The organism is Demequina muriae, assembly GCF_030418295.1.
Classification (GTDB): Bacteria; Actinomycetota; Actinomycetes; order Actinomycetales; family Demequinaceae; genus Demequina; species Demequina muriae.
In genome coordinates, this window is record NZ_JAUHQA010000001.1 from 2,370,533 (window position 1) to 2,392,491 (window position 21,959).

The 21,959-nt window shown below is 68.3% G+C and carries 20 protein-coding genes and 1 tRNA gene; 16 read left to right on the plus strand and 5 right to left on the minus strand.

The genetic code is table 11. The annotated features are described in order from the left end of the window. Positions 1–66: 66 nt before the first annotated feature. Positions 67–1,236 carry a PucR family transcriptional regulator gene (locus tag QQX02_RS11190; protein WP_301143152.1) on the minus strand — a complete coding sequence of 390 codons (1,170 nt, stop codon included), beginning with the start codon at positions 1,234–1,236 and terminating at the stop codon, positions 67–69. 209 nt (positions 1,237–1,445) lie between these two features. On the opposite strand from QQX02_RS11190, the gene QQX02_RS11195 reads away from it, so the two are divergent. Further along, positions 1,446–2,948: a hypothetical protein gene (locus QQX02_RS11195; protein WP_301143154.1), complete on the plus strand. Its 1,503-nt coding sequence runs from the start codon at positions 1,446–1,448 to the stop codon at positions 2,946–2,948. Positions 2,949–3,060: 112 nt separating this feature from the next. Here QQX02_RS11195 and aceE read toward each other — a convergent pair whose 3' ends face one another. Then, positions 3,061–5,775, minus strand: coding sequence for a pyruvate dehydrogenase (acetyl-transferring), homodimeric type (aceE, locus tag QQX02_RS11200; RefSeq protein ID WP_301143155.1), 2,715 nt, complete (start codon positions 5,773–5,775; stop codon positions 3,061–3,063). A 231-nt stretch (positions 5,776–6,006) separates the two neighbouring features. On the opposite strand from aceE, the gene QQX02_RS11205 reads away from it, so the two are divergent. The 11 genes from QQX02_RS11205 (at position 6,007) to QQX02_RS11255 (ending at position 16,065) form a co-directional block, all read left to right on the plus strand. After that, the gene (locus QQX02_RS11205) at positions 6,007–6,435 is read left to right on the plus strand and encodes a DUF3052 family protein (RefSeq protein WP_301143156.1); all 429 of its coding nucleotides are present in this window, start codon (positions 6,007–6,009) and stop codon (positions 6,433–6,435) included. Then, positions 6,432–6,890, plus strand: coding sequence for a peroxiredoxin (locus QQX02_RS11210; RefSeq protein ID WP_301143157.1), 459 nt, complete (start codon positions 6,432–6,434; stop codon positions 6,888–6,890). The genes QQX02_RS11205 and QQX02_RS11210 overlap by 4 nt, the downstream gene beginning before the upstream one ends. A gap of 36 nt (positions 6,891–6,926) precedes the next feature. Further along, positions 6,927–7,589, plus strand: coding sequence for a GAP family protein (locus QQX02_RS11215; RefSeq protein WP_301143159.1), 663 nt, complete (start codon positions 6,927–6,929; stop codon positions 7,587–7,589). A 43-nt stretch (positions 7,590–7,632) separates the two neighbouring features. After that, positions 7,633–7,709 (plus strand) — tRNA-Val (locus QQX02_RS11220). 317 nt (positions 7,710–8,026) lie between these two features. Beyond that, positions 8,027–9,361, plus strand: coding sequence for an extracellular solute-binding protein (locus tag QQX02_RS11225; RefSeq protein ID WP_301143160.1), 1,335 nt, complete (start codon positions 8,027–8,029; stop codon positions 9,359–9,361). 177 nt (positions 9,362–9,538) lie between these two features. Next, positions 9,539–10,390, plus strand: a complete 852-nt coding sequence (locus QQX02_RS11230) for a carbohydrate ABC transporter permease (protein ID WP_301143730.1) — start codon at positions 9,539–9,541, stop codon at positions 10,388–10,390. Beyond that, positions 10,387–11,223 (plus strand): carbohydrate ABC transporter permease, encoded by an 837-nt coding sequence (locus tag QQX02_RS11235; protein ID WP_301143161.1) that lies wholly within the window; start codon positions 10,387–10,389, stop codon positions 11,221–11,223. The genes QQX02_RS11230 and QQX02_RS11235 overlap by 4 nt, the downstream gene beginning before the upstream one ends. A gap of 26 nt (positions 11,224–11,249) precedes the next feature. Beyond that, on the plus strand, positions 11,250–12,626 hold the full coding sequence (locus QQX02_RS11240) for a NosD domain-containing protein (RefSeq protein WP_301143733.1): 1,377 nt from the start codon (positions 11,250–11,252) through the stop codon (positions 12,624–12,626). Continuing rightward, on the plus strand, positions 12,623–13,705 hold the full coding sequence (locus QQX02_RS11245; RefSeq protein WP_301143162.1) for a LacI family DNA-binding transcriptional regulator: 1,083 nt from the start codon (positions 12,623–12,625) through the stop codon (positions 13,703–13,705). Before QQX02_RS11240 ends, QQX02_RS11245 begins: the two co-directional genes overlap by 4 nt. A gap of 121 nt (positions 13,706–13,826) precedes the next feature. Next, positions 13,827–15,068: a glycoside hydrolase family 32 protein gene (locus tag QQX02_RS11250; RefSeq protein WP_301143163.1), complete on the plus strand. Its 1,242-nt coding sequence runs from the start codon at positions 13,827–13,829 to the stop codon at positions 15,066–15,068. 217 nt (positions 15,069–15,285) lie between these two features. Beyond that, positions 15,286–16,065: a potassium channel family protein gene (locus QQX02_RS11255; protein ID WP_301143164.1), complete on the plus strand. Its 780-nt coding sequence runs from the start codon at positions 15,286–15,288 to the stop codon at positions 16,063–16,065. Here the strand turns inward: QQX02_RS11255 and QQX02_RS11260 are convergent. After that, complete coding sequence (locus QQX02_RS11260) at positions 16,062–17,117, minus strand: lysylphosphatidylglycerol synthase domain-containing protein (protein ID WP_301143165.1); 1,056 nt, start codon at positions 17,115–17,117, stop codon at positions 16,062–16,064. The genes QQX02_RS11255 and QQX02_RS11260 overlap by 4 nt on opposite strands. Before the next feature lie 53 nt (positions 17,118–17,170). On the opposite strand from QQX02_RS11260, the gene QQX02_RS11265 reads away from it, so the two are divergent. The 3 genes from QQX02_RS11265 to QQX02_RS11275 are packed head-to-tail and all read left to right on the plus strand — an operon-like array spanning position 17,171 to position 19,476. Beyond that, positions 17,171–17,989 carry a Nif3-like dinuclear metal center hexameric protein gene (locus tag QQX02_RS11265; protein WP_301143167.1) on the plus strand — a complete coding sequence of 273 codons (819 nt, stop codon included), beginning with the start codon at positions 17,171–17,173 and terminating at the stop codon, positions 17,987–17,989. Between the two features lie 18 nt (positions 17,990–18,007). Further along, positions 18,008–18,745, plus strand: a complete 738-nt coding sequence (locus QQX02_RS11270) for a zinc ribbon domain-containing protein (protein WP_301143169.1) — start codon at positions 18,008–18,010, stop codon at positions 18,743–18,745. Beyond that, positions 18,742–19,476 carry a histidine phosphatase family protein gene (locus QQX02_RS11275; RefSeq protein WP_301143171.1) on the plus strand — a complete coding sequence of 245 codons (735 nt, stop codon included), beginning with the start codon at positions 18,742–18,744 and terminating at the stop codon, positions 19,474–19,476. Before QQX02_RS11270 ends, QQX02_RS11275 begins: the two co-directional genes overlap by 4 nt. Positions 19,477–19,482: 6 nt before the next feature. Here QQX02_RS11275 and QQX02_RS11280 read toward each other — a convergent pair whose 3' ends face one another. Continuing rightward, positions 19,483–20,337 carry a formate/nitrite transporter family protein gene (locus QQX02_RS11280; RefSeq protein ID WP_301143172.1) on the minus strand — a complete coding sequence of 285 codons (855 nt, stop codon included), beginning with the start codon at positions 20,335–20,337 and terminating at the stop codon, positions 19,483–19,485. A gap of 26 nt (positions 20,338–20,363) precedes the next feature. Continuing rightward, on the minus strand, positions 20,364–21,116 hold the full coding sequence (locus tag QQX02_RS11285; RefSeq protein ID WP_301143174.1) for a YaaA family protein: 753 nt from the start codon (positions 21,114–21,116) through the stop codon (positions 20,364–20,366). Between the two features lie 109 nt (positions 21,117–21,225). Between QQX02_RS11285 and QQX02_RS11290 the strand changes: the two genes are divergently transcribed. Next, complete coding sequence (locus tag QQX02_RS11290; RefSeq protein WP_301143175.1) at positions 21,226–21,861, plus strand: PadR family transcriptional regulator; 636 nt, start codon at positions 21,226–21,228, stop codon at positions 21,859–21,861. Positions 21,862–21,959: the final 98 nt, after the last annotated feature.

Below are 21,959 nucleotides of genomic sequence, written 5' to 3' on the forward strand. Positions count from 1 at the left end.
CTCCTATTCGGTGGGTGGTGGTGGGCGTGTCGGCCACCGATTCGGCACCTGCAATTTGTAGGTTCGCTACAAAGGCGTGTGGGTGGAGTCTCGCAGACGCCCGAGCGCGAAGGCAGTCTCGAGCACGTGCGCATCACGCGTCGACAGCACGTCCCACCCGGTCATATGGGCGACCTTCTTCAGTCGATAGCGGACGGTGTTGGGGTGCACGAACATGGTGCGCGCCGCCAGCTCCAACGAACGGCCGCAATCGAGGTAGGTCGCGATCGTGTCCGCGAGGGCGCCCCCGGCGCGCACGATCGGGTCATAGGCGATCGCGATGAGCCGCTCGCGCGCCATGGTGTCGCCCACGAGCACTCGCTCCGGCAAGAGGTCGTCGGCGCTGACGGGTCGAGGCGCGATCGACCACGCCGGCGCCGCCACGACTCCGGCGAGCGCCGCACGGGTCGCCCGCGCGACCTCCACCAGCGTGACGGCGGCCGGGCCGATCACGACGGGACCCGGACCGAAACTGCTCAGCAGGTGCGTCGTCAACGCGCCGTGGTCGTCATCGCCGCGCGCGATCACCACGAGGTCGTCGCCGTGGATGCCCACGAGTGCGCCGGGGGCGGCTCGGCGAATCGTGCGCCGCAGCTCCGCGGACTGCACCTCGCCGAGCGTGCCGTCCGTCAGCCCCACCATGACGAGCGTGGGACCGGGCTTCCACCCGAGCGCGGCGGCGCGTGACGGAAGGCCCTCGTCGACCTCTCCGCGGACCAGGGCATCGACCACCAGTGCCTCGAGGCGGGCATCCCACGCACCACGGGTCTCCGCGGCACGTGCGTACACCTCGGCCGCGCTGAACGCGATCTCCCGGGAGTAGATGAGGATGGCCTCACGGACGTCACGCTCGGCGCCGGGCGACGCGAACTCGTCGGAGTGGCTCTCCACCACGCGCACCACCGTGCGAATCACGCTGAGCGTGTGCTGCAGAGACACGGACCGGGTCAGCTCGGTGGGCGCGGCGGCGAAGACCTCGGTGGCACTGCGCTGGCTGTGCTGGGGATCCGCGTACCAGGAGACGAAAGAGTCGATGCCTGCCTGGGCCACGGTCCCAACCCACGAGCGCTCCTGTGCCGGCAGCGCCCGGAACCACGCGTAGTCGGAGTCCAGCGTGGTGAGCGCAGCGGTCGCGAGCCGGCCGGTCGCCGCTCTCAGGCGCCGCAGCGTCTCCGTTCGCGCGTGTGGTGTGGACATGGCGCCAGCATAGGGCCGCGTTGTGGGGACATGACAAGCGAGGCTCGTAGCCGAACGAGGGCGAAGGGGCGTCGTCCCGGTGTTGGCCGCTGCTCGTTGTCGATTCGTACCAAGCCCGGCGGGGTCGACCAGGGGGCGCGGCGCGGGAATGGTGGCTGGGATTCAGCGTTGGGGCTAGCGTGAGACCAGGACCGTAAAGGAGCGTCGCGATGACCGAAGCACGACCGAAGCCCCTGGTGGGTGCTCTGCTGGGGCTCGTCCTCGGCCTGTTGGTGATGGCGTTGCTGACCGTGCTGGGGGTGCTGCCACCCGACCGGCTTCCGCTGTTCGGCATCGTCGGATTGACGATCATCGCCGCATCGGCCGTGCTGACCCAGCGTCTGGCACTGGCGAAGGGGCGAATGATCACGGTCATCGTCCTCGGCGCGCTGCTGGGAGGCGTCGCGCTCACCGGCATCCCCGAGGTCATGCGCGGCGGCTCGATGTCCTCGGGCTGCATGGCGACCGCAACCTCGTCGCTCGAGACTGAGGCGGTCTCGCCCCCGAGCACCACGGCGATCGATCCCTTCCGTGTGACGACCACGGACACCATCGCCTGGACCACGACCACCGAGGGCGCCGTCACCGAGGCGCGTGCCCGGCTGTCCGTCCTGGTCGGTGGCTTCGAGATTCCGCTGCGCAATGCGACGTTCGCCGAGGCGCCGGACCTCACCGAGTGGAGCGGGGAGACGTCGGTCGAGGGCCAGCTGGACGAGATCCAGGACGCCTCGGGACTGCTCGTCACCGGCACGTATCACTTGGCCGCGACCGTCGACACGGACGCGGGGGAGTGCGCAGGCGACGCCTATGTCCGGGTGGAGCCAGTCGGCACGTTCAGCGGACTGTTGCTCGTGCTGCTGTGGAGCCTCCTGGCGGTGGTGGTGGTGACCATCATCGTGCTCGCGATCATGGTGCGCCGGTCGATCAACGACTCCGACGCCACGCTGGCGATGGTGGGGACCTCCGCCATTCCCGGAGGCACGTCGACCACGCCTCCGGCGCACACTCCGCGCCCGGTCGCACCCGAGGACGGCACCAGCGCGGGAGCGGCATCGAAGGCCGCTCCTGGGGCTGCGGCTGCCGAGTCGCCACGTCAGTCACGGCCAGAGGCCCGCGCCAATGACGGAGCCGTCTCAGAGCAGCGTGGGGCCGACCATGGCCGGGACAGCGCCACGAGTGCGGACGACCGCACTCGTGCATCGGAGCGCTCCTCACCTGGAGCGGACTCCTCGTCACCGCAGTCACGCGAGTCCGGTCCGTCGGACGCCGCCGGTGAGGGCGACGGCCTGACGCGTTCGCCCTACGCGGCCGCCGCAGGGATGGATGAGTCGGCAGCCCCCGATGACACGGTGCCCGCTGACGACACGGTGCCTGCAGACGACACGGTGCCTGCAGACGACCCGGTGCCTGCAGACGACCCGGTGCCTGCAGACGACCCGGTGCCTGCAGACGACACGGTGCCTGCGGATGACACGCCGCCCCTCGAGGAGCGTGAAGCCGCAGTCGGCGAGGCAGACGACCCCGGTGATTCGGCGCGCGAGCCCTCGACTCCGGCGGCTGAGGCCGACATGTCCGCTGACTCCGACGCCAGCGGAGAGCCCGCGGACATCGATCAGTCAGGCGACGACTCCGGCGACGACCTCAACGAGTCTGACGAGCCCCGTACTCCCTGATCGACCTGCGTCGCCGGTGCACCGCGCTCGATCGCGACGTGCACGACAACACAGACGGCCGATGCGCGAGCAAGCCCGCGCATCGGCCGTCTGAACGTGGTGGAGCGGTCGGCTAGGCGTCGCCGCCGGCGTTGCCCGACGTGCCCTTGGTCACGTCGTGGAGCTCGTACCGGTCGATCGCTTCCTTGACCAGTCCACGATCGATCTCTCCGCGCTTCGCGAGCTGCTGAAGCACGCGCACCGCAGTGGAGGGTCCGTCGATCTTGAAGTAGCGCCGCGCGGCGGCACGGGTGTCCGAGAAGCCGAAGCCGTCGGCGCCGAGCGTGGCGTAGTCGCCCGGGACCCACGCGCGGATCTGGTCCGGGATCAGGTGGTCGAAGTCCGTGGTCGCGACGAACGGGCCCTTCGAGTCCTGAAGCTTCTTCGTGACGTACGGCACGCGAGGCTCCTCGTCGGGGTACAGGAACTCGTGCTGGTCGGCGTCGAGAGCGTCGCGCCGCAGCTCGTTCCAGGAGGTCACCGACCACACCGTGGCGCGCACGCCGTAGTGGGCGGCGAGCAGCTCCTGAGCCTCGAGAGCCCACGGCACGGCGACGCCGGACGCCAGGATCTGCGCCTCGGGGCCGTCGCCCTCCGGCGCCTCGGCGAACTTGTAGATGCCCTTCAGGACGCCCTCGACATCGAGGTTCTCAGGCTCCGCAGGGTGCTGGATGGGCTCGTTGTACACCGTGAGGTAGTACATGACGTTCGGGTCCCGGCTGGTGTCGGGGCCGTACATCCGCTCGATGCCGTCCTTGACGATGTGACGGATCTCGTAGCCGAACGCCGGGTCGTACTGGACGACGGCGGTGTTGGTCGCGGCCAGGATCGGGGAGTGCCCGTCGCCGTGCTGCAGTCCCTCACCCGCGAGCGTGGTCCGCCCGGCGGTGGCCCCGATGATGAACCCGCGGGTCATCTGGTCGCCTGCGGCCCAGAACTGGTCGCCGGTGCGCTGGAACCCGAACATCGAGTAGAAGACGTAGAACGGGATCAGCGGCTCGCCATGGGTGGCGTAGGACGTGCCCACCGCCTGGAACGCCGCTGCCGAACCCGCCTCGTTGATGCCCGTGTGCATGATCTGCCCGGACTCGGACTCCTTGTAGCTGAGCATGAGCTCGCGGTCCACCGGCAGGTAGTTCTGGCCGCGGGTGTTGAAGATCTTGGCCGAGGGGAAGATCGAGTCGAGGCCGAAGGTGCGGGCCTCGTCGGGGATGATCGGCACCAGTCGGTGCCCAAAGCTCTTGTCCTTGACGAGGTCCTTGAACAGGCGCACGAAGGCCATCGTGGTGGCGATCTGCTGCTTGCCCGAACCCTTGGCGAGCAGTTCGTACGCCTTGTCGTCCGGCATGTCGATCTGCTTCTTGGGGTCGCGCCGCTCGGGCACGAATCCGCCCAGCTCCTTGCGACGTCCCAGCATGTACTTGATCGCCGGGTCGTCCATTCCGGGGTGGTAGTACGGAGGGTTGTACGGGTCTTCCTCGAGCTGCTCGTCCGTGAACGGGATGTCGAAGGTGTCGCGCAGCACCTTGAGATCAGCCGTGGCCATCTTCTTCATCTGGTGGGTCGAGTTGCGCGAGGCGAAGTTGGCGCCGAGCCCGTAGCCCTTGATGGTCTTCGCGAGAATGACGGTGGGCTTGCCGTTCTGGCTGGCCGTGGCCTTGAGGTAGGCGGCATACAGCTTGCGGTAGTCGTGACCGCCGCGCTTGAGCGCCCAGATCTCGTCGTCCGTCATGTCCTTGACCAGTTCCTTGGCGCGCGGATCGCCGCCGAAGAACTGGTCGCGGATGAACGCGCCGGACTCAGCGCGGAAGGTCTGGAAGTCACCGTCGGGGACGGTGTTCATCAGGTTGACCAACGCGCCGTCGTCGTCGCGCACCAGCAGCGGGTCCCAGTTGCGGCCCCACACCACCTTGAGGACGTTCCAGCCGGCGCCGCGGAAGTACGCCTCGAGCTCCTGGATGATCTTGCCGTTGCCGCGCACGGGGCCGTCGAGTCGCTGCAGGTTGCAGTTCACCACGAACGTGAGGTTGTCGAGCCCCTGGTTGGCCGCGAGCTGCAGCATTCCGCGCGACTCGGGCTCATCCATCTCGCCGTCGCCGAGGTACGCCCACACGTGCTGCTGCGACGTGTCCTTGATGCCGCGAAGGTGCAGGTACCTGTTGGTCCACGCCTGGTAGATGGCCGATGCGGGCCCGAGTCCCATCGATACGGTGGGGAACTCCCACAGCTCGGGCATCAGCCGGGGGTGGGGGTACGACGGCAGGCCGCGACCGGCCGCTGACTTCTCTTGGCGGAACGAGTCGAGGTCCTCCTCGGAGAGGCGACCCTCCATGTAGCCGCGGGCGTACACACCGGGGGCCGCGTGACCCTGGAAATACACCTGGTCCCCGCCGCCGGGGTGATCCTTGCCACGGAAGAAGTGGTTGAGCCCGACCTCGTACAGCGTTGCGACGGACGCGTAGGAGGAGATGTGGCCTCCCACGCCCTTGTCGCCGGCCTGGGCGCGCGTCACCATGACGGCGGCGTTCCAACGGATCCATCCGCGGTAGCGGCGCTCGATCTCTTCGTCGCCGGGGAACTCGGGCTCGTTCGCGACGTGGATCGTGTTCACATACGGCGTGTTGAGGCTCAGCGGCACCGACAGCTGCTTGGCCGCCGCGTGCTCGACCATGCGGTCGAGGATGTACTCGGCTCTCGACTCACCCCCGGCCTCGATGAGTCCGTCAAGAGACTCGATCCATTCGCCGGTCTCGCTGGGGTCCTTGTCAAGCTCGCCGTGTGATGCCACCGGTGACCTTCCTGTCGGGCGCGGGGTAGTGCGCCGATGCTGCGTGGGATGGGGGCGGGTGTGCCGCCGCTCCTGCCATTCTTGCCATTTCTTGACCGAATGTCACGCTGGCTCCCTGCCGCCGCTGACGGCGCCTCGGCTGCCAGGCGTTGCCACCACCGATCACCGGGCCGTACTGTGAGCCGTGAGCGTGCGGTTGCGCGCAGCGACGACGAAGGGAGCAGCGCCACCGTGGCGACAGAAGACGGTGCACGCACCGTGGACACTGGGATCATTGACCGATTCGGACTTGAGCGCGGCACGATCCTGCAGGAGTTCGGCTACGACGACGATGCTGACGACGCACTGCGCGCCGCCATCGCGGATGCGACAGGCGAAGAGCTCGTCGACGAGGACTTCGGAGACGTCACTGATGGCGTCCTGCTGTGGTTCCGTGACGGGGACGACGACCTTGCCGACCTCCTCATGGACGTGCAAGCGCTCCTCGACGACGGCGGCAACGTGTGGCTGCTGACACCTAAGGCGGGGACGACGGGCCATGTGATGCCCGGCGACATTCAGGAGTCCTCGTCTTTGGCGGGACTCCACGCGACCTCGACCTTCATGGCGGGCGAAGGCTGGTCCTGCACCCAATTGGTGGAGAAGGGCCGGTCCAAGTGACGGGTCCCCTCACCGGCACCGAGGCACCTGATTTCACGCTCACCGACCAGCATGGACGCCGCGTCACCCTGAGCGACTTCCGGGGCACTCCCGTGCTGTTGGTGTTCGTGCCGTTCGCCTTCTCGGACGTCTGCACCAACGAACTCGTCGACCTGCGAGACGCAGGCGACCTGAGCGAAGGCGAGCCACCCGAGGTGATCGTGGTCTCGTGCGACTCGATCTACACGCTGAAGGCGTGGGCAGATGCGCACGCGTACACGGCGGAGCTGCTGAGCGACTTCTGGCCGCATGGTGAGGCTTCGACGGCGTATGGCGTCTTCAACGACGCCAAGGGTCTGGCGACGCGGGGGACGTTCCTGATCGACGGGGCGGGCACGGTCGCCTGGTCCGTCGTCAATCCCACGGGGGAGGCGCGCGACGTCGACGACTATCGCGCCGCCATCGCAGCGCTCTAGCACCTCCCAGCCGCCACCGGCGCGGTGGGCGGCGTCATGAACGACGCCCTCATCGCAGTCCTGCCGGTGGCGCTCGGAGCCCTCGCCGCGTCGATCCCTGTCGTGGCGATGGCCGCAGTGGTGGCCGGATCGGCGGCGCGGTCAGTGGCGGTCGCCTTCACCGTCGGCTGGGTCGCAGGACTGTTGGTGGCGTCCGGCGTGGGCCTGCTGGTGTTCGACGTCATGGCGGCCGATGCGGACCGGGCGCCGTGGGTGCACGGTCTGCGCGCGGTGCTGGGCTTCGCACTGCTCGCGATCGCTGCGCGCAAACTGTTCACGCGAGGTGGGGGCGAGGCCGAGCCCGGATGGATGCGAGCGATGTCGTCCCTGACGGGGGCCCGCGCCTTCGTTCTCGCGTTCGCGCTCGGGTCCGTGAACCCCAAGAACCTCGTGATCGCGGTGTCCGCTGCCGCGGTGGTCGTCGAGGCGACGCCGGAGATCCCCACGCAGGTCGTGGCGATGGTCGCCTTCGTCGCCGTCGCCAGCCTGGGTGTCGCGACGCCGGTGGTGGCAGTCACGGTGGCGGGGGAGCGGGCTGCGGAGCCGATGGGCCGGTTCGTGCGATGGTTCGGCAGGCATAGCGGCGTGGTGCTGGGTGCGGTGCTCGCCGTGATCGGCATCGGGATCGCTGTTCCGGCGCTGATGGCGCTGTTCGGGTGAGGCCGACTTGGCTGTCATGCGCTGACGGCCCACAATAGGGCGCGGGCCCTTAGCTCAGTTGGTTAGAGCACTGCGTTTACACCGCAGGAGTCGCCGGTTCGAGTCCGGCAGGGCCCACCAAGACAAGCACCCCTCGTGCGATCCGGTCCCTTTCGGCGTCGTGATGGAAACGCCCTCCCGACAGCGCGCTCGCGGGGGACCCGCTGGCCACGGCGACGCGCCGTGCGTGCCGGCATGGGTGCACACCACGCGCCACCGCAGCGCCTTGCGCGTCGCCCGACATCCCTCGAGGCAGTGATTCCATGCGTGTCGAGCACGGATGTTGACGCGCATGGGTCGACCGGCTACAGTCGTGCCAAGACGTTTTGCCAAAACGTCTTGGCGGCTACGATGGTGAGACGCCGATGTGAACTCAACGACGAGGAACGGACAAGAACATGGCAATCTCTCTTGGACGCAACGCGCACGGCGCGAAGCGGAGAATCATGGCCGGCGTCTCGGCCGCGGCGGCGGGAGCGCTGACTCTCGGCGCGTGCGGTGCCGGAGGCGACACCTCGGATCCGGCGTCCTCCGCCGAGGTGGACGCTCTCACTGTGGTGGTCGAGGGGGGCGGATTGGCAGAGCTGCAGCCCATCGCCGATCTCTATCTCGAGGAGACCGGCACTGAGGTGACCCTCGTCGAGCTGCCCTACGCGGGACTCTACGACCGCGTGTCGTCGGAACTGAGCGCAGGCGGCCCGTCGTTCGACGTCGCTGCGCTCGATGCGATCTGGCTGACTGCCTTCGCGCCTGCTCTGGCACCCCTCGACGACCTGTACACGGACGAGGTGAAGGGCGACCTGTTCGACGGGCTCGTCGACGAGGCACTGGTCGACGGGAACTACGTCGGAATGCCGGCGTGGGCGAACTCGGAGATCCTGTTCTACCGAACCGATCTGTTCGAGGACACGGAGAACATGAGTGCCTTCGAGGACGAGTACGGGTACCCGCTCGCGCCGCCGGCGGACTGGGAACAGTACCGCGACATCGCCGAGTTCTTCACTCAGGACACCGACGGCGACGGTGCCATCGACCTCTACGGCACTGATGTCAAGGGCGCGGTGGAGACCGAGTGGCTCGCGACCGTGTCTCAGGCGGGCGAGGAGCACATGGTGCTCGACGCGAGCTCGGGCGACGTCACGATCGATTCCGCCGCGCACCAGGAGGCCCTGGACTACTACATCAGCCTTCTTCCCTACGCCCCTCCGGGAGCAGCGCAGCTCGATTGGGCTGGTGCACAGAACCTGTTCTACCAGGGAAATCTGGCCATGATGCGGTTCTGGGGCCATGCCTATCGCCAGACCCCGGACGATTCGCCGGTGAAGGACGCCATCGGAGTCGCCCCCATGATCGGTGGAGAGGGCGGCACGGCGGGCGTGCCGGGAGCGTGGTACCTGTCGGTGCCGGAGAGTGGTGACAACGTCGAGGCGGCCACGGACTTCGTCGCCTTCGCGTATGAGCACAACGAGCTGTCAGCAGACACGTCCCTCGGCCTCGTCGCGCGGAAGAGCGCCTTCGAGTCCAAGGCCGGCGAGGCAGGATTCGAGAACTACGCCGCGCTGGTGAGCACGCTCGAGGCGCCGCAGACCCTTCCTCGTCCGGCGACCGCCGAATGGCAGGAGATCGTGGACTCGGTCCTCATTCCGATGCTGCAGAAGGCGGTGGAGCCGGGCGCGGATACGTCCGCCCTCCTGAGCGAGGCCAAGACTCAGATCGAGGCGATCAGCAACTAGCGGCGCTGCGGGCATCCCCCGCACTCGCCCAAGAAAGGCATTCCCGTGAACACGGATAGCCCTGGCAAGCTCGGTGGGGCGGCGACCGCCGCCCCGCCGAGCCCCGGCACCACATCCCCGACGCGACAGAAGCGACCCCGCAGAGAGATCTCCGACCGCCGGTTCGTCCTCCTGCTGATGGCCCCGGCCGCCGTGTTCTTGGCTGCCTTCGTGGTCTGGCCGCTCCTCACGTTCGTGTACGACAGCTTCTTCGAGATCGAGCAGTTCGGTGGAGGACGCACGTTCGTCGGCCTGGACAACTACGGCGCTGCATTGGCGTCCGAGGCGTTCACGAGCGCCTCGGTCCGCACCGTGATCTACACGCTGATCGTCGTCACTGCCGAGTTCACGGCGGGACTCGCGGTGGCACTGCTCTTCGTCGCACTCGGGCAGCGTTCAGCGACCTTCAGAACCATCTTCATGTACCCGTTGATGATCGCGCCGGTCGTCGCGGGACTGCTGTGGCGATTCCTGCTCATCGACAACTTCGGCATCCTCAACCAGCTTCTGTTCGAGGTCGGGATCATCTCCAGCCCGGATCAGATTCAGTGGCTGTCGAACCCCGACATCGCGCTCTATGCGGTGGCACTGCCCGACATCTGGCTCACCACGTCGTTCATCACGCTCGTGCTCTTCGCGGGACTCCAGAACATTCCTGGCGAAGTGATCGAGGCGGCGCGGATCGACGGTGCGCGCTACCCACGAATGCTCATCAGCATTCTCGTGCCGCTCCTCCGGCCGGTCATCGCGGTGGCGCTCATCGTGCGCGGCATCGACGCAGCTCGGGCCTTCGACATCATCCTCATCCAGACCGACGGTGGCCCTCAGGGCAGCACGACGACGCTGAGCCTGCTCATCTACCGCACCATGACGCGGTTCGGAGAGCCCGGCCTCGCGAGCGCGATGGGAACCATCTACCTGGTGGCGATGCTCGTCGTCGCCGTGATCGCCGTGACCGCCATCTGGAGACCAGGGAGCAACAAGTCATGAATCCCCTCGAAGTCCGCGGCAAGTCCAGAGTGATGCTCTGGCTGCTCCTTGCGGTGACGCTGGCGCTCTACGGATTCCCTTTCATCTACCTGCTGCTGACGTCCTTCAAGCTACCGATCGACGCGATCGCCGTCCCTCCGGCGGTGCTGCCGGACACGTGGACGTTCGACAACTACATCGCGGCCATGTCGCGCGAAGGCGTGGTCCCGGCACTGATCAACAGCGTCACGACCGCAGTGCTCTCGACCGTCATGTCGCTGGTGCTTGCGGTGCCCGCGGCGTACGCGATCACACGGTTCCGCACCCCGAGCGGGCGGGTGTTCATCTTCGCCGCGCTCATCACTCGCATGGTGCCGACGATTGCCATCGGAGCTCCGCTCATCGGAGTAATGCGCGATCTTGGAATCTCTGACACGACGGTGGGTCTCGCGATCGCCCACACGACGATCTCGCTGCCGCTGTCGATCTGGCTCATGGCCAGCTTCTTCGAGGCCGTGCCCGATGAGCTCGACGAGGCGGCGAAGGTCGACGGTTGCAGCCGGCTCCAGGCACTCCGTCGGGTGGTGCTGCCGGTCGTCTCTGGCGGCCTCGCGGTGACGGCGATCTTCGCCTTCCTCGCGTCATGGAACGAGTTCCTGTTCTCGTTGCTGCTGACGTCGGTGCGTGCGCAGACCACCCCGGTGGTGATCGCGAACTTCCAGAGCCAGTTCGGGCTCGATTGGGGCGGCATGACCGCTCTCGCGGCGCTCTACTCGGTGCCCGTGATCCTTCTCACCCTCTTCCTCCAGCGCCACATCGTGGCAGGCCTCACCCTCGGCGCGGTCAAGGGCTGACGAGCTGAATCATGAACGGATATCCCATGGCGAGCAGCAACCATTACGACGTGACCGCGTGGTCCGTCGGCGATCCCGCCGATGACATCGGCGTGGTGATCAACAGCATCATCACGGACGTCAAGGAGCGTCAGGGCTCGTCCGAGGTGGCCGACGGCGGAAAGCCGGGTGCCGTGATCTACATCCCGCCGGGCGACTACCGCCTTCGCACCCCCGTGGTGATCGACGTCAGCTTCCTCACGATCCTTGGTGCCGGGCACGGGTTCACTTCGTCGAGCATCCGCTTCAACGTCCCGCGTGAGGAATGGCCTGGACTGCACGAGCTCTGGCCCGGCGGCAGTCGCATCCTGGTCGATCTCCCCGTCAGTGACGTGGATGCGGAGGGCGGCGGTGCCGCCTTCCGGGTCGAGCGCAGCGGCAGCCCGAGGATCAGCGCGGTGTCGTTCTCGAACTTCTGTATCGATGGGCTGCATTTCGCGGGTGACGGACCGGGGAACAACCCTGAGAATTCCTACGTCAACGGCAAGACAGGAATCTCCGTCATCGATGCGAATGACTCCTTTAGAATCACCGGCATGGGCTTCGTCTACCTCGAGCACGCGATTACGGTTCACCACGCGGACGCGCTCTCGATTCACGACAACTTCATTGCCGAATGTGGAAGCTGCATCGAGTTGCGTGGATGGGGTCAGGCATCCAAGATCACGGACAACCTCATCGGAGCAGGGTTCCGGGGGTATTCGATCTATGCCGAGCACCACGGCGGCCTGCTGATCAGCGCCAACAACATCTTTCCCCGCGGCGCGAGCAGTGTTCACCTTCACGGTGTCACGAGATCGAGCGTCACCGCCAATCGCATGCATTCTTTCTATCCGGGGATGATGGTCCTGGCGTCGAACTCATCGGAGAACCTGGTGGCGTCGAACCATTTCCTTCGCGACGAGGAACCATGGACGCCCTTCATCGGGGTCGACAATGGGCGTGATGATGAGTACGGACTGCTGAACATCAGCGGCAGCGGCAATTCGGTCGTGGGCAACCATTTCTCGGAGGTGGTCGACCCGCGGAGCATCAGACCGAGCGGCGCCACGCCTGTGGTGATCAGACTGACCGCAGGGAGCGACAACTACGTGGCCAGCAACCATGTGGTGGCCAAGGAAGTGGACGCCAAGTCGAGCGATTCGTGCTTCGAGTCGCAGGTCGACGCGCTCCTGGATGGGCAGGCTGCGCACGGGCTCACAGTGAAGTCCGTCGTGGTGGACGACGACGCGCGTCGGAACACGATCCTCGACTCCGGGCCCGAGGACCAGGTCATCGTGGACAGGGCGACCAATGCCTTCCGGGCGACCCCGGCCATCGGTGCTGACCTGGACGAACGTGACGGAGCGGTGAGCGCCACATGAGTGCCGGGAAGCGCACGCCTCGCAGGACGCCCGGGATCCGCGATGTCGCTGCGGCCGCTGGAGTATCAGTGACCACCGTGTCGCACGTGCTCAATGACACGCCGCATACGCGCACGGCCGACGAGACCAAGATCCGAGTCAAGGAGGCAGCTGCGCGACTCGGCTATCAGCCCAACCGGCTCGCTCGTGGGCTGCGCACGCAGGCATCGGGAATGGTCGGCCTGGTCACCGAGGAGATCGCGACCACCCCACACGCTGGACGAATCATCCTTGGCGCGCAGGAGGAGGCGAGTCGTCACAATCTCACGCTCGCGATCATCAACTCCCAACTGAACCACGCGCCAGAGGTCGGCTCTCGCGAGGTGCAGGCCTTCCTTGATCGACAGGTCGACGGCCTCATCTACGCGACCGTCTATCACGACGTCGTCGTGCCACCCGAGGAGCTGCTGTCCGTGCCCGCAGTGCTGATCGGTGCGCGTGACATCGGGGGGAAGATCCCCTCGGTGATGCCGGACGAACGCGGTGGAGCGGCGTCCGTCGTGGAGCACCTCGTGGCCGCTGGCCACCGGCGGATCGCGTTTGCCGCGACGGCCATCGACGTGCCCGCCACGCGTGGTCGACTCCTGGGTTTCAGGGACGGCATGCTCGCCGCGGGCTTGGACCCGGACGAGTTCGTGGTCGAGGCGGAGCCAGAGGCCGCGGGCGGCTACGCGGCGACGCACGCTCTGCTCGGCGCCGGGCGATCGTCTGCCGCTCGGCCGACCGCGGTGTTCTGCTACAACGACCGCATGGCCATGGGTGCGTACCGGGCGATAGCGGAACTCGGCCTCGCTGTGCCGACGGACGTCTCGGTCGTCGGGTTCGACAACCAGGACCCCATCCCGACGAGCCTCTTCCCGGCGCTCACCACAGTGGCGCTGCCGCACTATGAACTGGGAGCGGCCGCCGTGGAGGCCATCATCCGGCTGAAGACCGAGGGTGGCGCAGATCTGCCGGAGGCGTCGGAGCCACAGCTGCTCTCCTGTCCCATCGTCGAGCGGGGATCCGTGGCCGCGCCCGTGAGGGGTACGGCGGCCTGACCAGCGCGGCCGGGACGCGACCGGAGGTCGCGCTTCTCTCCGCTGCATCGCTCTTCTGAAAGGCCCCTCGGGTGACACGTCGCCCAGAGCCGTGTTACTGCTGTCGAGAAAGAGGTGGACCGTGCGTCCTGCGCTGCATTTCACATCGCCTGAGGGCTGGATCAACGACCCCCACGGGATCACGTTCCGAGACGGCCAGTACGAGGCGTTCTACCAGTACGTGCCGGGTGCGACCGTCTGGGGTCCGAACTGCCACTGGGGACACGCGGTGGGCCCGGATCTCCTGTCTCTGCGACCCGTGGGCGTGGCGCTGGCCCCGGGCGATGGCGATGACGGCATCTGGACCGGGTGCATCGTCACTGGCGACGATGGCCGCGTACGGATGTTCTACACCGCGACGACGACTCCCGACTTCGGCATCGGCCGCATCCGTGTCGCGGTCCCCCGCGACGACGCGTGGAGCGAATGGGTCAAGGGCGGTGTCGTGTGCGAGGCGCCCCCAGAGCTCGCCCTGATCGCGTACCGCGATCCGTTCGTCCGGCGCTTCGCCGGCGGCTGGGAGATGTTCGTCGGCGGCGCATCCGAGGACGGCACCGCGATGGCTCTCCGGTACACCTCCGATGACCTCGAGACATGGGCGTACCAGGGCATCGCGCTTGAACGCTCGACCACGGAGACGGACCCGGTGTGGATGGGCGCGCTGTGGGAATGCCCCCAGATCGTCGACCTTGATGGCCGCGCGGTGATGGTCTCGTCGGTCTGGGACGCCGACGTCCTGCACCACGCGGGGTACGCGACCGGTGCGTACCGTGATGGCGTGTTCACGCCCGACGGGTGGGGGCGGCTGACGCATGGCGACAGCTACTACGCCCCGTCACTGTTCACCGATGCGGACGGACGCCCCTGCCTGACCTTCTGGATGCGGGGGTTCGGCGGCGCCGCCGAGGGCTGGGCGGGTGCCCACAGCGTTCCGTACCTGCTGGAGGTGAGGGGGGACCGCGTCGTCGCGACGCCTCACCCAGACGTCGCCCAGCACCGTCGGCCCGCATCGGGCGACGGGCGTGTCACCGGGCTCACCGCCGATGTCGAGTGGAGTCCGGTGGACGGCGCCGAGCTCGAGGTCTCGTCCGGCGACCAGCGCGTGGTGTCGGTGCGGGCCAGCGCGGGTGAACTGGAGATCGACATCCCCGGTCGCGCACCGAGCTCTCTGCCAGTGGTCGGAGACGTCCGCATGGTGATCGATGGGCCGGTGCTCGAAGTGTCGTCGGCGGGTGGGCTCTACGGGGCAGTGGTGGCGCCGGCGGGGACGAGCCTTGCGGTAGTGGCGACGGGCGGAACGGTCGCGGTCTTCGCGCTTCGCTAGCACGATGCCGACGACGATCGGCGGCCTCCTCGGGCGCCTCATGGGTTCTCTTGGCAACCTCCGGCGACAGGAGCGTCCCGCAGGGGTATTCGTGCACGCACCTGCTGGGGTATGACGAACGAGCCGCCGCTAATGTAGAAGCCGCCCACGTGGCGCCGTGGATCGATGACGACGCGCGCGGCAGGGACGCAGACGCGGCAAGGGATGGAGCGGAACGGTGGCAGAACCTTTAGGCAAGAGGTACGACGCCTACGCGGCGCGAATAGACCCATGGATGGCGGTGCTCGCGCTCGTCTTCCTCGTCGTATGGTCGGCGCGGATCATCTTCTTCCACTCGCTGCCGTCGGAGCTTCGCGCGACCATGCTCGTGGTGCAGTGGTGGATCTGGCTGGTGTTCCTGGCGGACATCGTGATCCGGACCGTGATCTCGAACCGCTCGTGGCGATACCTCTGGACGCACCCGCTCGACGTGATCGCCGTCGCCGTGCCGGCAGCACGCCCGCTCAAGCTGCTGACAGCCTTCACGCAGGGCGCCGCGTTCTCGAGCGCTCGCGGCCGGATGAAGACCATGCAGGCGGTGGTGGTGTCCGTCGTGCTCCTCTTGTGGATCGGGTCGGTCGCGGTCCTGGCCGCCGAGCGCGAGGTCGCAGACTCCGCGATCAATTCCTTCGGCGATGCCCTGTGGTGGGCGGTCGTCACCGTCACCACCGTCGGCTACGGGGACTTCGCCCCTGTGAGCCCCACTGGCCGCGTGATCGCGGTGGTGATGATGCTGCTCGGCATTGCGCTCATCGGTGTCGTCACGGCCTCGGTGGCAGCGTGGTTCGTGTCACGGACCACGGGTGAGGACGAGCGCCAGCAGGAGCTGCAGGACGAGGGCCGTCACGACGAGCTGACGGAGCGGATCGCGCGCCTCGAAGCGAAGATCGACGCGCTTGCGGGATCTGAACGTCAGCCCGCACGGGAGGACGACGGCACAGGCGCTCGCGGCACCTAGTCGTGGTCGGGCGGCTCCTCGCTCGTTCTGACCGCGCGGCGCACCGTCCAGCGCCAGGATCCGACCGCGGCGACGCCCAGCAGGAGGGTGCCGCCGATGGTGACGGTCCGCCAGATCACCGCCGCGGCGATGATCGCGGGCTCGGCGACGTCTCCGGCGATGGCCGACCACGAGGCGATCAGGGTCGCGTCCAGCACGCCCAGGCCGAACAGCGGCATGATCGTCAGCGGGTAGACCAGCAGGAATGCTCCGAGAATTTCGTTGAGAGGGAGCTGCGCGGCGTCGACCCCCATGAACCGGAGGGACAGCGCCAGGATGACGCCATCCAGGATCACGGCCATGAGGGTGGAGATCGTGACGAGCACCACGTTGCCGCGCAGGGTGGCGTCCATGCGGGCGCCGAACCCGACCACGGCTTCACGCCACCCGCTGGTGTCGACAGTGGTGGTGAACCGGCCCACGATCCGGGCGGCGGCGTCGCCCAACGACGCCGCCCATCGTCCCGACCGCAGCGTCACGATCAGCGCCGTGAAGATCGCGCCAGCGATCACCAGTGACAGCGCACCCCACACCCACTGCCGCGTGCCGAGCTGGTCGGCCGTGACCAGGACCAGGCCGAGCACAGGCGCGATGAACCGCGCACCGTAGAACACCACCATCGACAGGGTCACGCCGCCCATGCCCGTCACGGGGTCCACGCCCCATGAGCGGAACTGCGCCACCCGCAGCACCACGTCGCCGGGTGGGGGAGCGACGGTGGCGACAAGATTCGCGGACAGGTCGTTGCGGACCGCTCGCCACATGCCTAGTCCGGGCACGAACCGTGCCATCGAGACCGCGTTGAAGACGAGCCGGAGACCGAGCACCGCCATGAGCACGGCGAGCTCCCCACCACTGACCTGGCTCACCGCGTCGCCGACGGCTCCCCAGTTGACGCGGCCGATGATGCGGAGGACGGCCCACCCGATGAGGACGCTCACGGAGAGCAGCACGATGGTGCGGACGGATCGGAGGCGCCACCAGGCGCGCACGGTGGTGAACGCCGAGGACACGGAGTCAGACTAGCCAGTCGTGCACGGTGCGGGCGGGCCGGTAGCGTGTCCTCATGACCACTGTGGCCGAGATCGCCGAGATCATGGAGTCCCGCTTCCCCCCGGCCCTCGCCGAGGACTGGGACGTCAACGGGCTGTCCGTGGGCGATCCGGGCGCTGAGGTCAGTCGGGTGCTGTTCGCCGTCGACCCCACTCTCGCGGTGATCGACGAGGCGATCGAGGTGGGCGCGCAGCTGCTCGTCACGCATCACCCGCTGATGCTGCGCGGCGTCACTGGCGTCGCCACCACGAGCACGAAAGGCGCTGTCGTGCACCGCCTGATCAGTCACGGCATCGCGCTGTACAACGCGCACACGAATGCCGATGCGGCCGCCGGGGGCGTCTGCGACGCTCTGGCAGAGGCACTCGGCATCAGTTCGCCCATGCCGCTCGTGCCGTCGGCGGGCGACGCCGCACAGGGGACGGGTCGCATCGGCATGCTCCCCGGCCCCACCACGCTCGCCGAGTTCGCACAGCACGTGGCCGAGGTGCTCCCGGCCACGCATCACGGCGTCCGCGTCGCTGGCGACCCTGACGGGCTCGTGACGACGGTCGCCGTCGTCGGGGGCTCGGGAGATTCCTTCCTCGACACGGTTCGCCACTCCGGCGCCGATGCCTACGTCACGGCGGACCTTCGCCACCATCCCGCGTCCGATGCCCGCGAGCTCGCGGCTCTCGGGGACGGACGCCCGTACCTGATCGACGTCTCGCACTATGCGTCGGAGTGGGCATGGCTCACGGCCGCGGCAGAGCACGTGGCCGACGCCGCCGCGGTGGATGCCGTGGTCAGCACCCTCAACACCGACCCTTGGACCGCGCGCTACGGCGCCTGAACTCACCGGAGGACCCTCGTGCCCACCGCCCCCGTCGCCGATCAGCTGCGGCTGCTCGACGTGCAGGATGCTGACCTGCGCATTCAGCAGGCGCGCCACAAGCGCGACCACCTCCCCGTCCACGCCCAGCTCGCCGAGCTGTCCGCGCAGGACACGGTGCTCGATGATGAAGCCATCGCTCGTGGTGCGGAGGTCACGGACCTGAGGCGTGAGGTCACGAAGGCCGAGGACGACGTGCAGACCGTGCGAGCCCGAGCCGACCGCGACCGCGCGCGACTCGAGTCAGGCAGCTCGAGCGCGAAGGACCTGCAGGCGCTTCAGGGCGAGCTCGAGCTTCTCGAGCGCCGTCAGTCGAACCTCGAGGACGTGGAGCTCGAGGTGATGGAGCGACTCGAAGCGGCCGAGGCCGAGCACGAGCGGGTCAAGGCGCAGCGCGAGGACCTCACCAAGCGCGTGCGCGAGCTCGAGCACGAACGGAACGTGACGGTGCGCTCCCTCGACGCCGAGATCGAGCAGACTGAGGCGGAGCGCGCCGCTGCGGCCGAGGGCCTCGACGCGGCGCTGCTGGCGTTGTACGAGCGGGTGCGCGGCCAGAACGGCGGAATCGGCGCGGCGCTGCTGCGCGGTTCGACGTGCGGCGGCTGCCACATGACCCTGAACCCGAGCGACCGCGAGGCGATCGAGCGCGCGGCGCCGGAGCACGTGGTGCGCTGCGAGGAGTGCGGGACCATCCTGGTGCGCAAGGCGGCTCAGTGACGGCCGGCCAGTCGCAGAGTCGTTCTCCGTTCGCCGCTGCCGAGGGCGACCTGGTGAGCCCGCTGACCATGGTCCTGGTGCGCCACGGCGTGACGGACATGACCGAGACCCACGCGCTGTCGGGCTCCGGGGAGCTGGGGCCCGCGCTCAATGCGACAGGCCGCATCCAGGCCGCGAAGGCGGCCGATGCCGTTTACCGCATCGGCCGCAAGACATGGGAGCAGGTGCCGCACGTGTCTCGCGTCTTCGCGTCGCCCATGACGCGCACGCAGGAGACCGGCGGCGCGATTGGCCGTCGCATCGGCGCGCACGTCGAGACGGAGCCGCGCGTCCGCGAGATCCACTTCGGCGACTGGGAGGGCTTCACCGGCGACGAGATCGCGGCGCAGTTCGGTGACGCGATCCACCGCTGGCGCTTCGGCGAGATCCCGGCCCCGGCGGGGGAGTCGATCCCGCAGGTCGGCGAGCGGTTCGACGAGTTCCTGGTCGACGCGGCGGCGGATCACGCGCGCCGATGCGTGGACGGCGACGATCAGGCGCGCGCCTGGGCGGTGGCCTCGCATGCGGTCGCCATCAAGTCCGCCGTGGGCGTCTCGCTCGCGATGCCGACCACGCACTGGGGTCAGATCTGGCCGTCGCCCGCGTCGCTGACGATCCTGCGGCTGCACGTGCACGCCGACGGCGCCATCGCCGAGCGGCACGTGCTGTGCGTGGGAGCGCGCACCGACTGACGACGGCTAGGCGGACTCGCCCTGACCGCGCTTGCTCAGGAACTTGCGGTCATCGTTCGCATAGGCGTAGTACCAGCCGATCAGCACGCCTCCGCCCACGAAGTTGCCGATCAGCACGATGGCGATGTTGCCGAGCGCGAGTCCCACGTCGATGCCGCCCTGGAGCGCCACGATCGAGAAGAGCACCGTGTTCGCGACCGAGTGCTCGAAGCCCACGAAGGCGAACACGAAGACGCTCATGATCATGGCGAGCGACTGAGTGAGGTCGTCCTTGATGCGGCCGTTGTAGACCATCAGCATCGCCAGGTTGATCATGAAGTTGCAGAGCACTGCGCGGAAGAACAGGTCTCCCCAGCCCGCGATGCCGCCCGCGACGAACTCGAGCTTGTGGTCGACCGAGTCCGCCATCTGCGCGCCGAGGGCGCCGTCCGCGATGCTCGATCCCGCGACCATGAGCGCGACGACGAGGCCGCCCACGAGGTTTCCGGCGTAGCACAGCGCGAGAATCCGCAGCGACTTGAGCACGGTGGTGCGCCGGTAGTACAGACCGATCGACACGATCATCATGTTCGAGGTCAGCAGCTCGGACTTGCTGTAGTAGATGAAGATCAGCGCGAAGCCGAACACCAGCGCGCCCACCATGCGGCCCAGGGGGACGAGGTCGCCGTCGCCGATCCCTTCGAACGCCGAGATCACGGCGTAGTACGTGAGGTACATGACGCCGATGAGACCGCCGGCCATGGCCGCCCGCATCACGTAGACACGTGCCAGACCGCCGCTCATGGCGGTCTTGGTCTCCAGCGCGTGGAGGGTGGTCGAGATGAACTGCTTGCCCGGGAAGAGCTCGTCCTGGTCGGTCATAGCGTCAAGAGTGGCACGCGGGCTGCTCAGCCGGCGACGACGAGCGTGATCTCTTTCGCACCGAGGGTCACGTCGATGACCCCGTCGACGGTGCGCGCCGCATCGGCGAGGTCGGCCGCGGACTCGGGCACCGCATCGGCCGTCGCCAGTGCGCCGGCCAGGAGGCCGCGGGTGTGCTTGGCCATGTGGCTGACCACGGTCCGGCGACCATTCAGTTCGCGCTCGACGCGCACGGACACGTGCTCGGCGCCGGTGGGGCGCCATGCCGCGACGTACGACGAGCTGCGGCAGTCGACCACCAGGCGGCCGTCGGCCAGGTGCGACAGCTCCTCGGCGAGGTGCTGGCGCCAGAACGAGGCCAGGGGGCCGATGCGACCGAGGCTGGTGGACATCGACAGGCGGTAGGCGGGGATCGAGTCGGCAGGGGAGACGGCTCCCCAGAGCGCGGAGATGATGCGGATGCGCTCGGCGGCGCGGCGCAGACGCTCGCCCGACCACGTGCCCATGCCTGCCGCGTCGTACAGGACGCCGGTGTAGACGGCGGCCGCGGCATCGGCCGGGTTGCCCCACAGCGTGACGTTGCGCTCCACCTCGCCTGCGAGTGACGGCCCCACGCCCAGCGCGTCGAGGGCGTTGCGTTGTCCGCTGACCTTGGCCAGGGCGTCGCCCACCCGCTGGCGGGCCGATGCGAGGGCCGGGTGGGACAAGGCGGCCAGGTCGACGGACGCTCCAGCCGTGGGCGCAGTCTTGCCTTCGGACGGGGGCAGCAGGATCAGCACGGGCACCAGGGTACGGGCGCTGCGCGAGCCCTCCGCGCATGCACCGGTTGACTGCGTGACTATCGCGATATATCGTGACCAGGTCGGAACATATCGAAGGGAGTTCGACATGAGGCACGAGAACGACGACACGCAGACATGGATCCTCGACAGTGAGGGTCACGACGAGCGGCACGGCGGACCGCGCGCTGGCCGCAGGCGCCACGGGCGTCCGGGGCCGGGCGGCGGCCGAGGTGGCTTCGGGCCGGGTGGTCCGGGGCCAGGGGGGTTCGGTCCTGGCGGCCGTGGCCGGGGCAGGGGAGGCCGCCCTCGGGGCGACGTCCGCATGGCCATCCTCGTGCTGCTCGCTGAGCAGCCGCGGCACGGCTACGACCTGATCCGCGCGATCGAGGAGCGCACCGGCGGGGCCTGGGCCCCGAGTCCGGGATCGATCTACCCCACGCTGCAGGCGTTGCAGGACGAGGGGATGGTCACGATCGAGGAGGTCGAGGGGCGCCGCACGGCGTCGCTCACCGACGCGGGTCGAGACTGGCTCGCCCAGCAGGACACGCACGAGGGGCACGTGTTCGAGCGCGCCCGTGGCGGAGCCGACGGGCACCAGCTGCGTGAAGAGATCGCCGCGTTGACGGAGGCGGCCGTGCACGTCGCGCGCCGCTCGGGCACCGAGGGTGCTCCCGCCAAGGTCACGGCGATCCTGGCCGAGGCCAGGCGGGACATCTACCGACTGCTGACCGAGCAGGAGTAGCGCACCGCGGCATCCCGCTCCATGTGGGGGGAGGAGGCGATGCGGCCGGCGCAGGGCTCGAAGAGATTCGACCCCGATGCGCCGGCCGCATCGTCGTT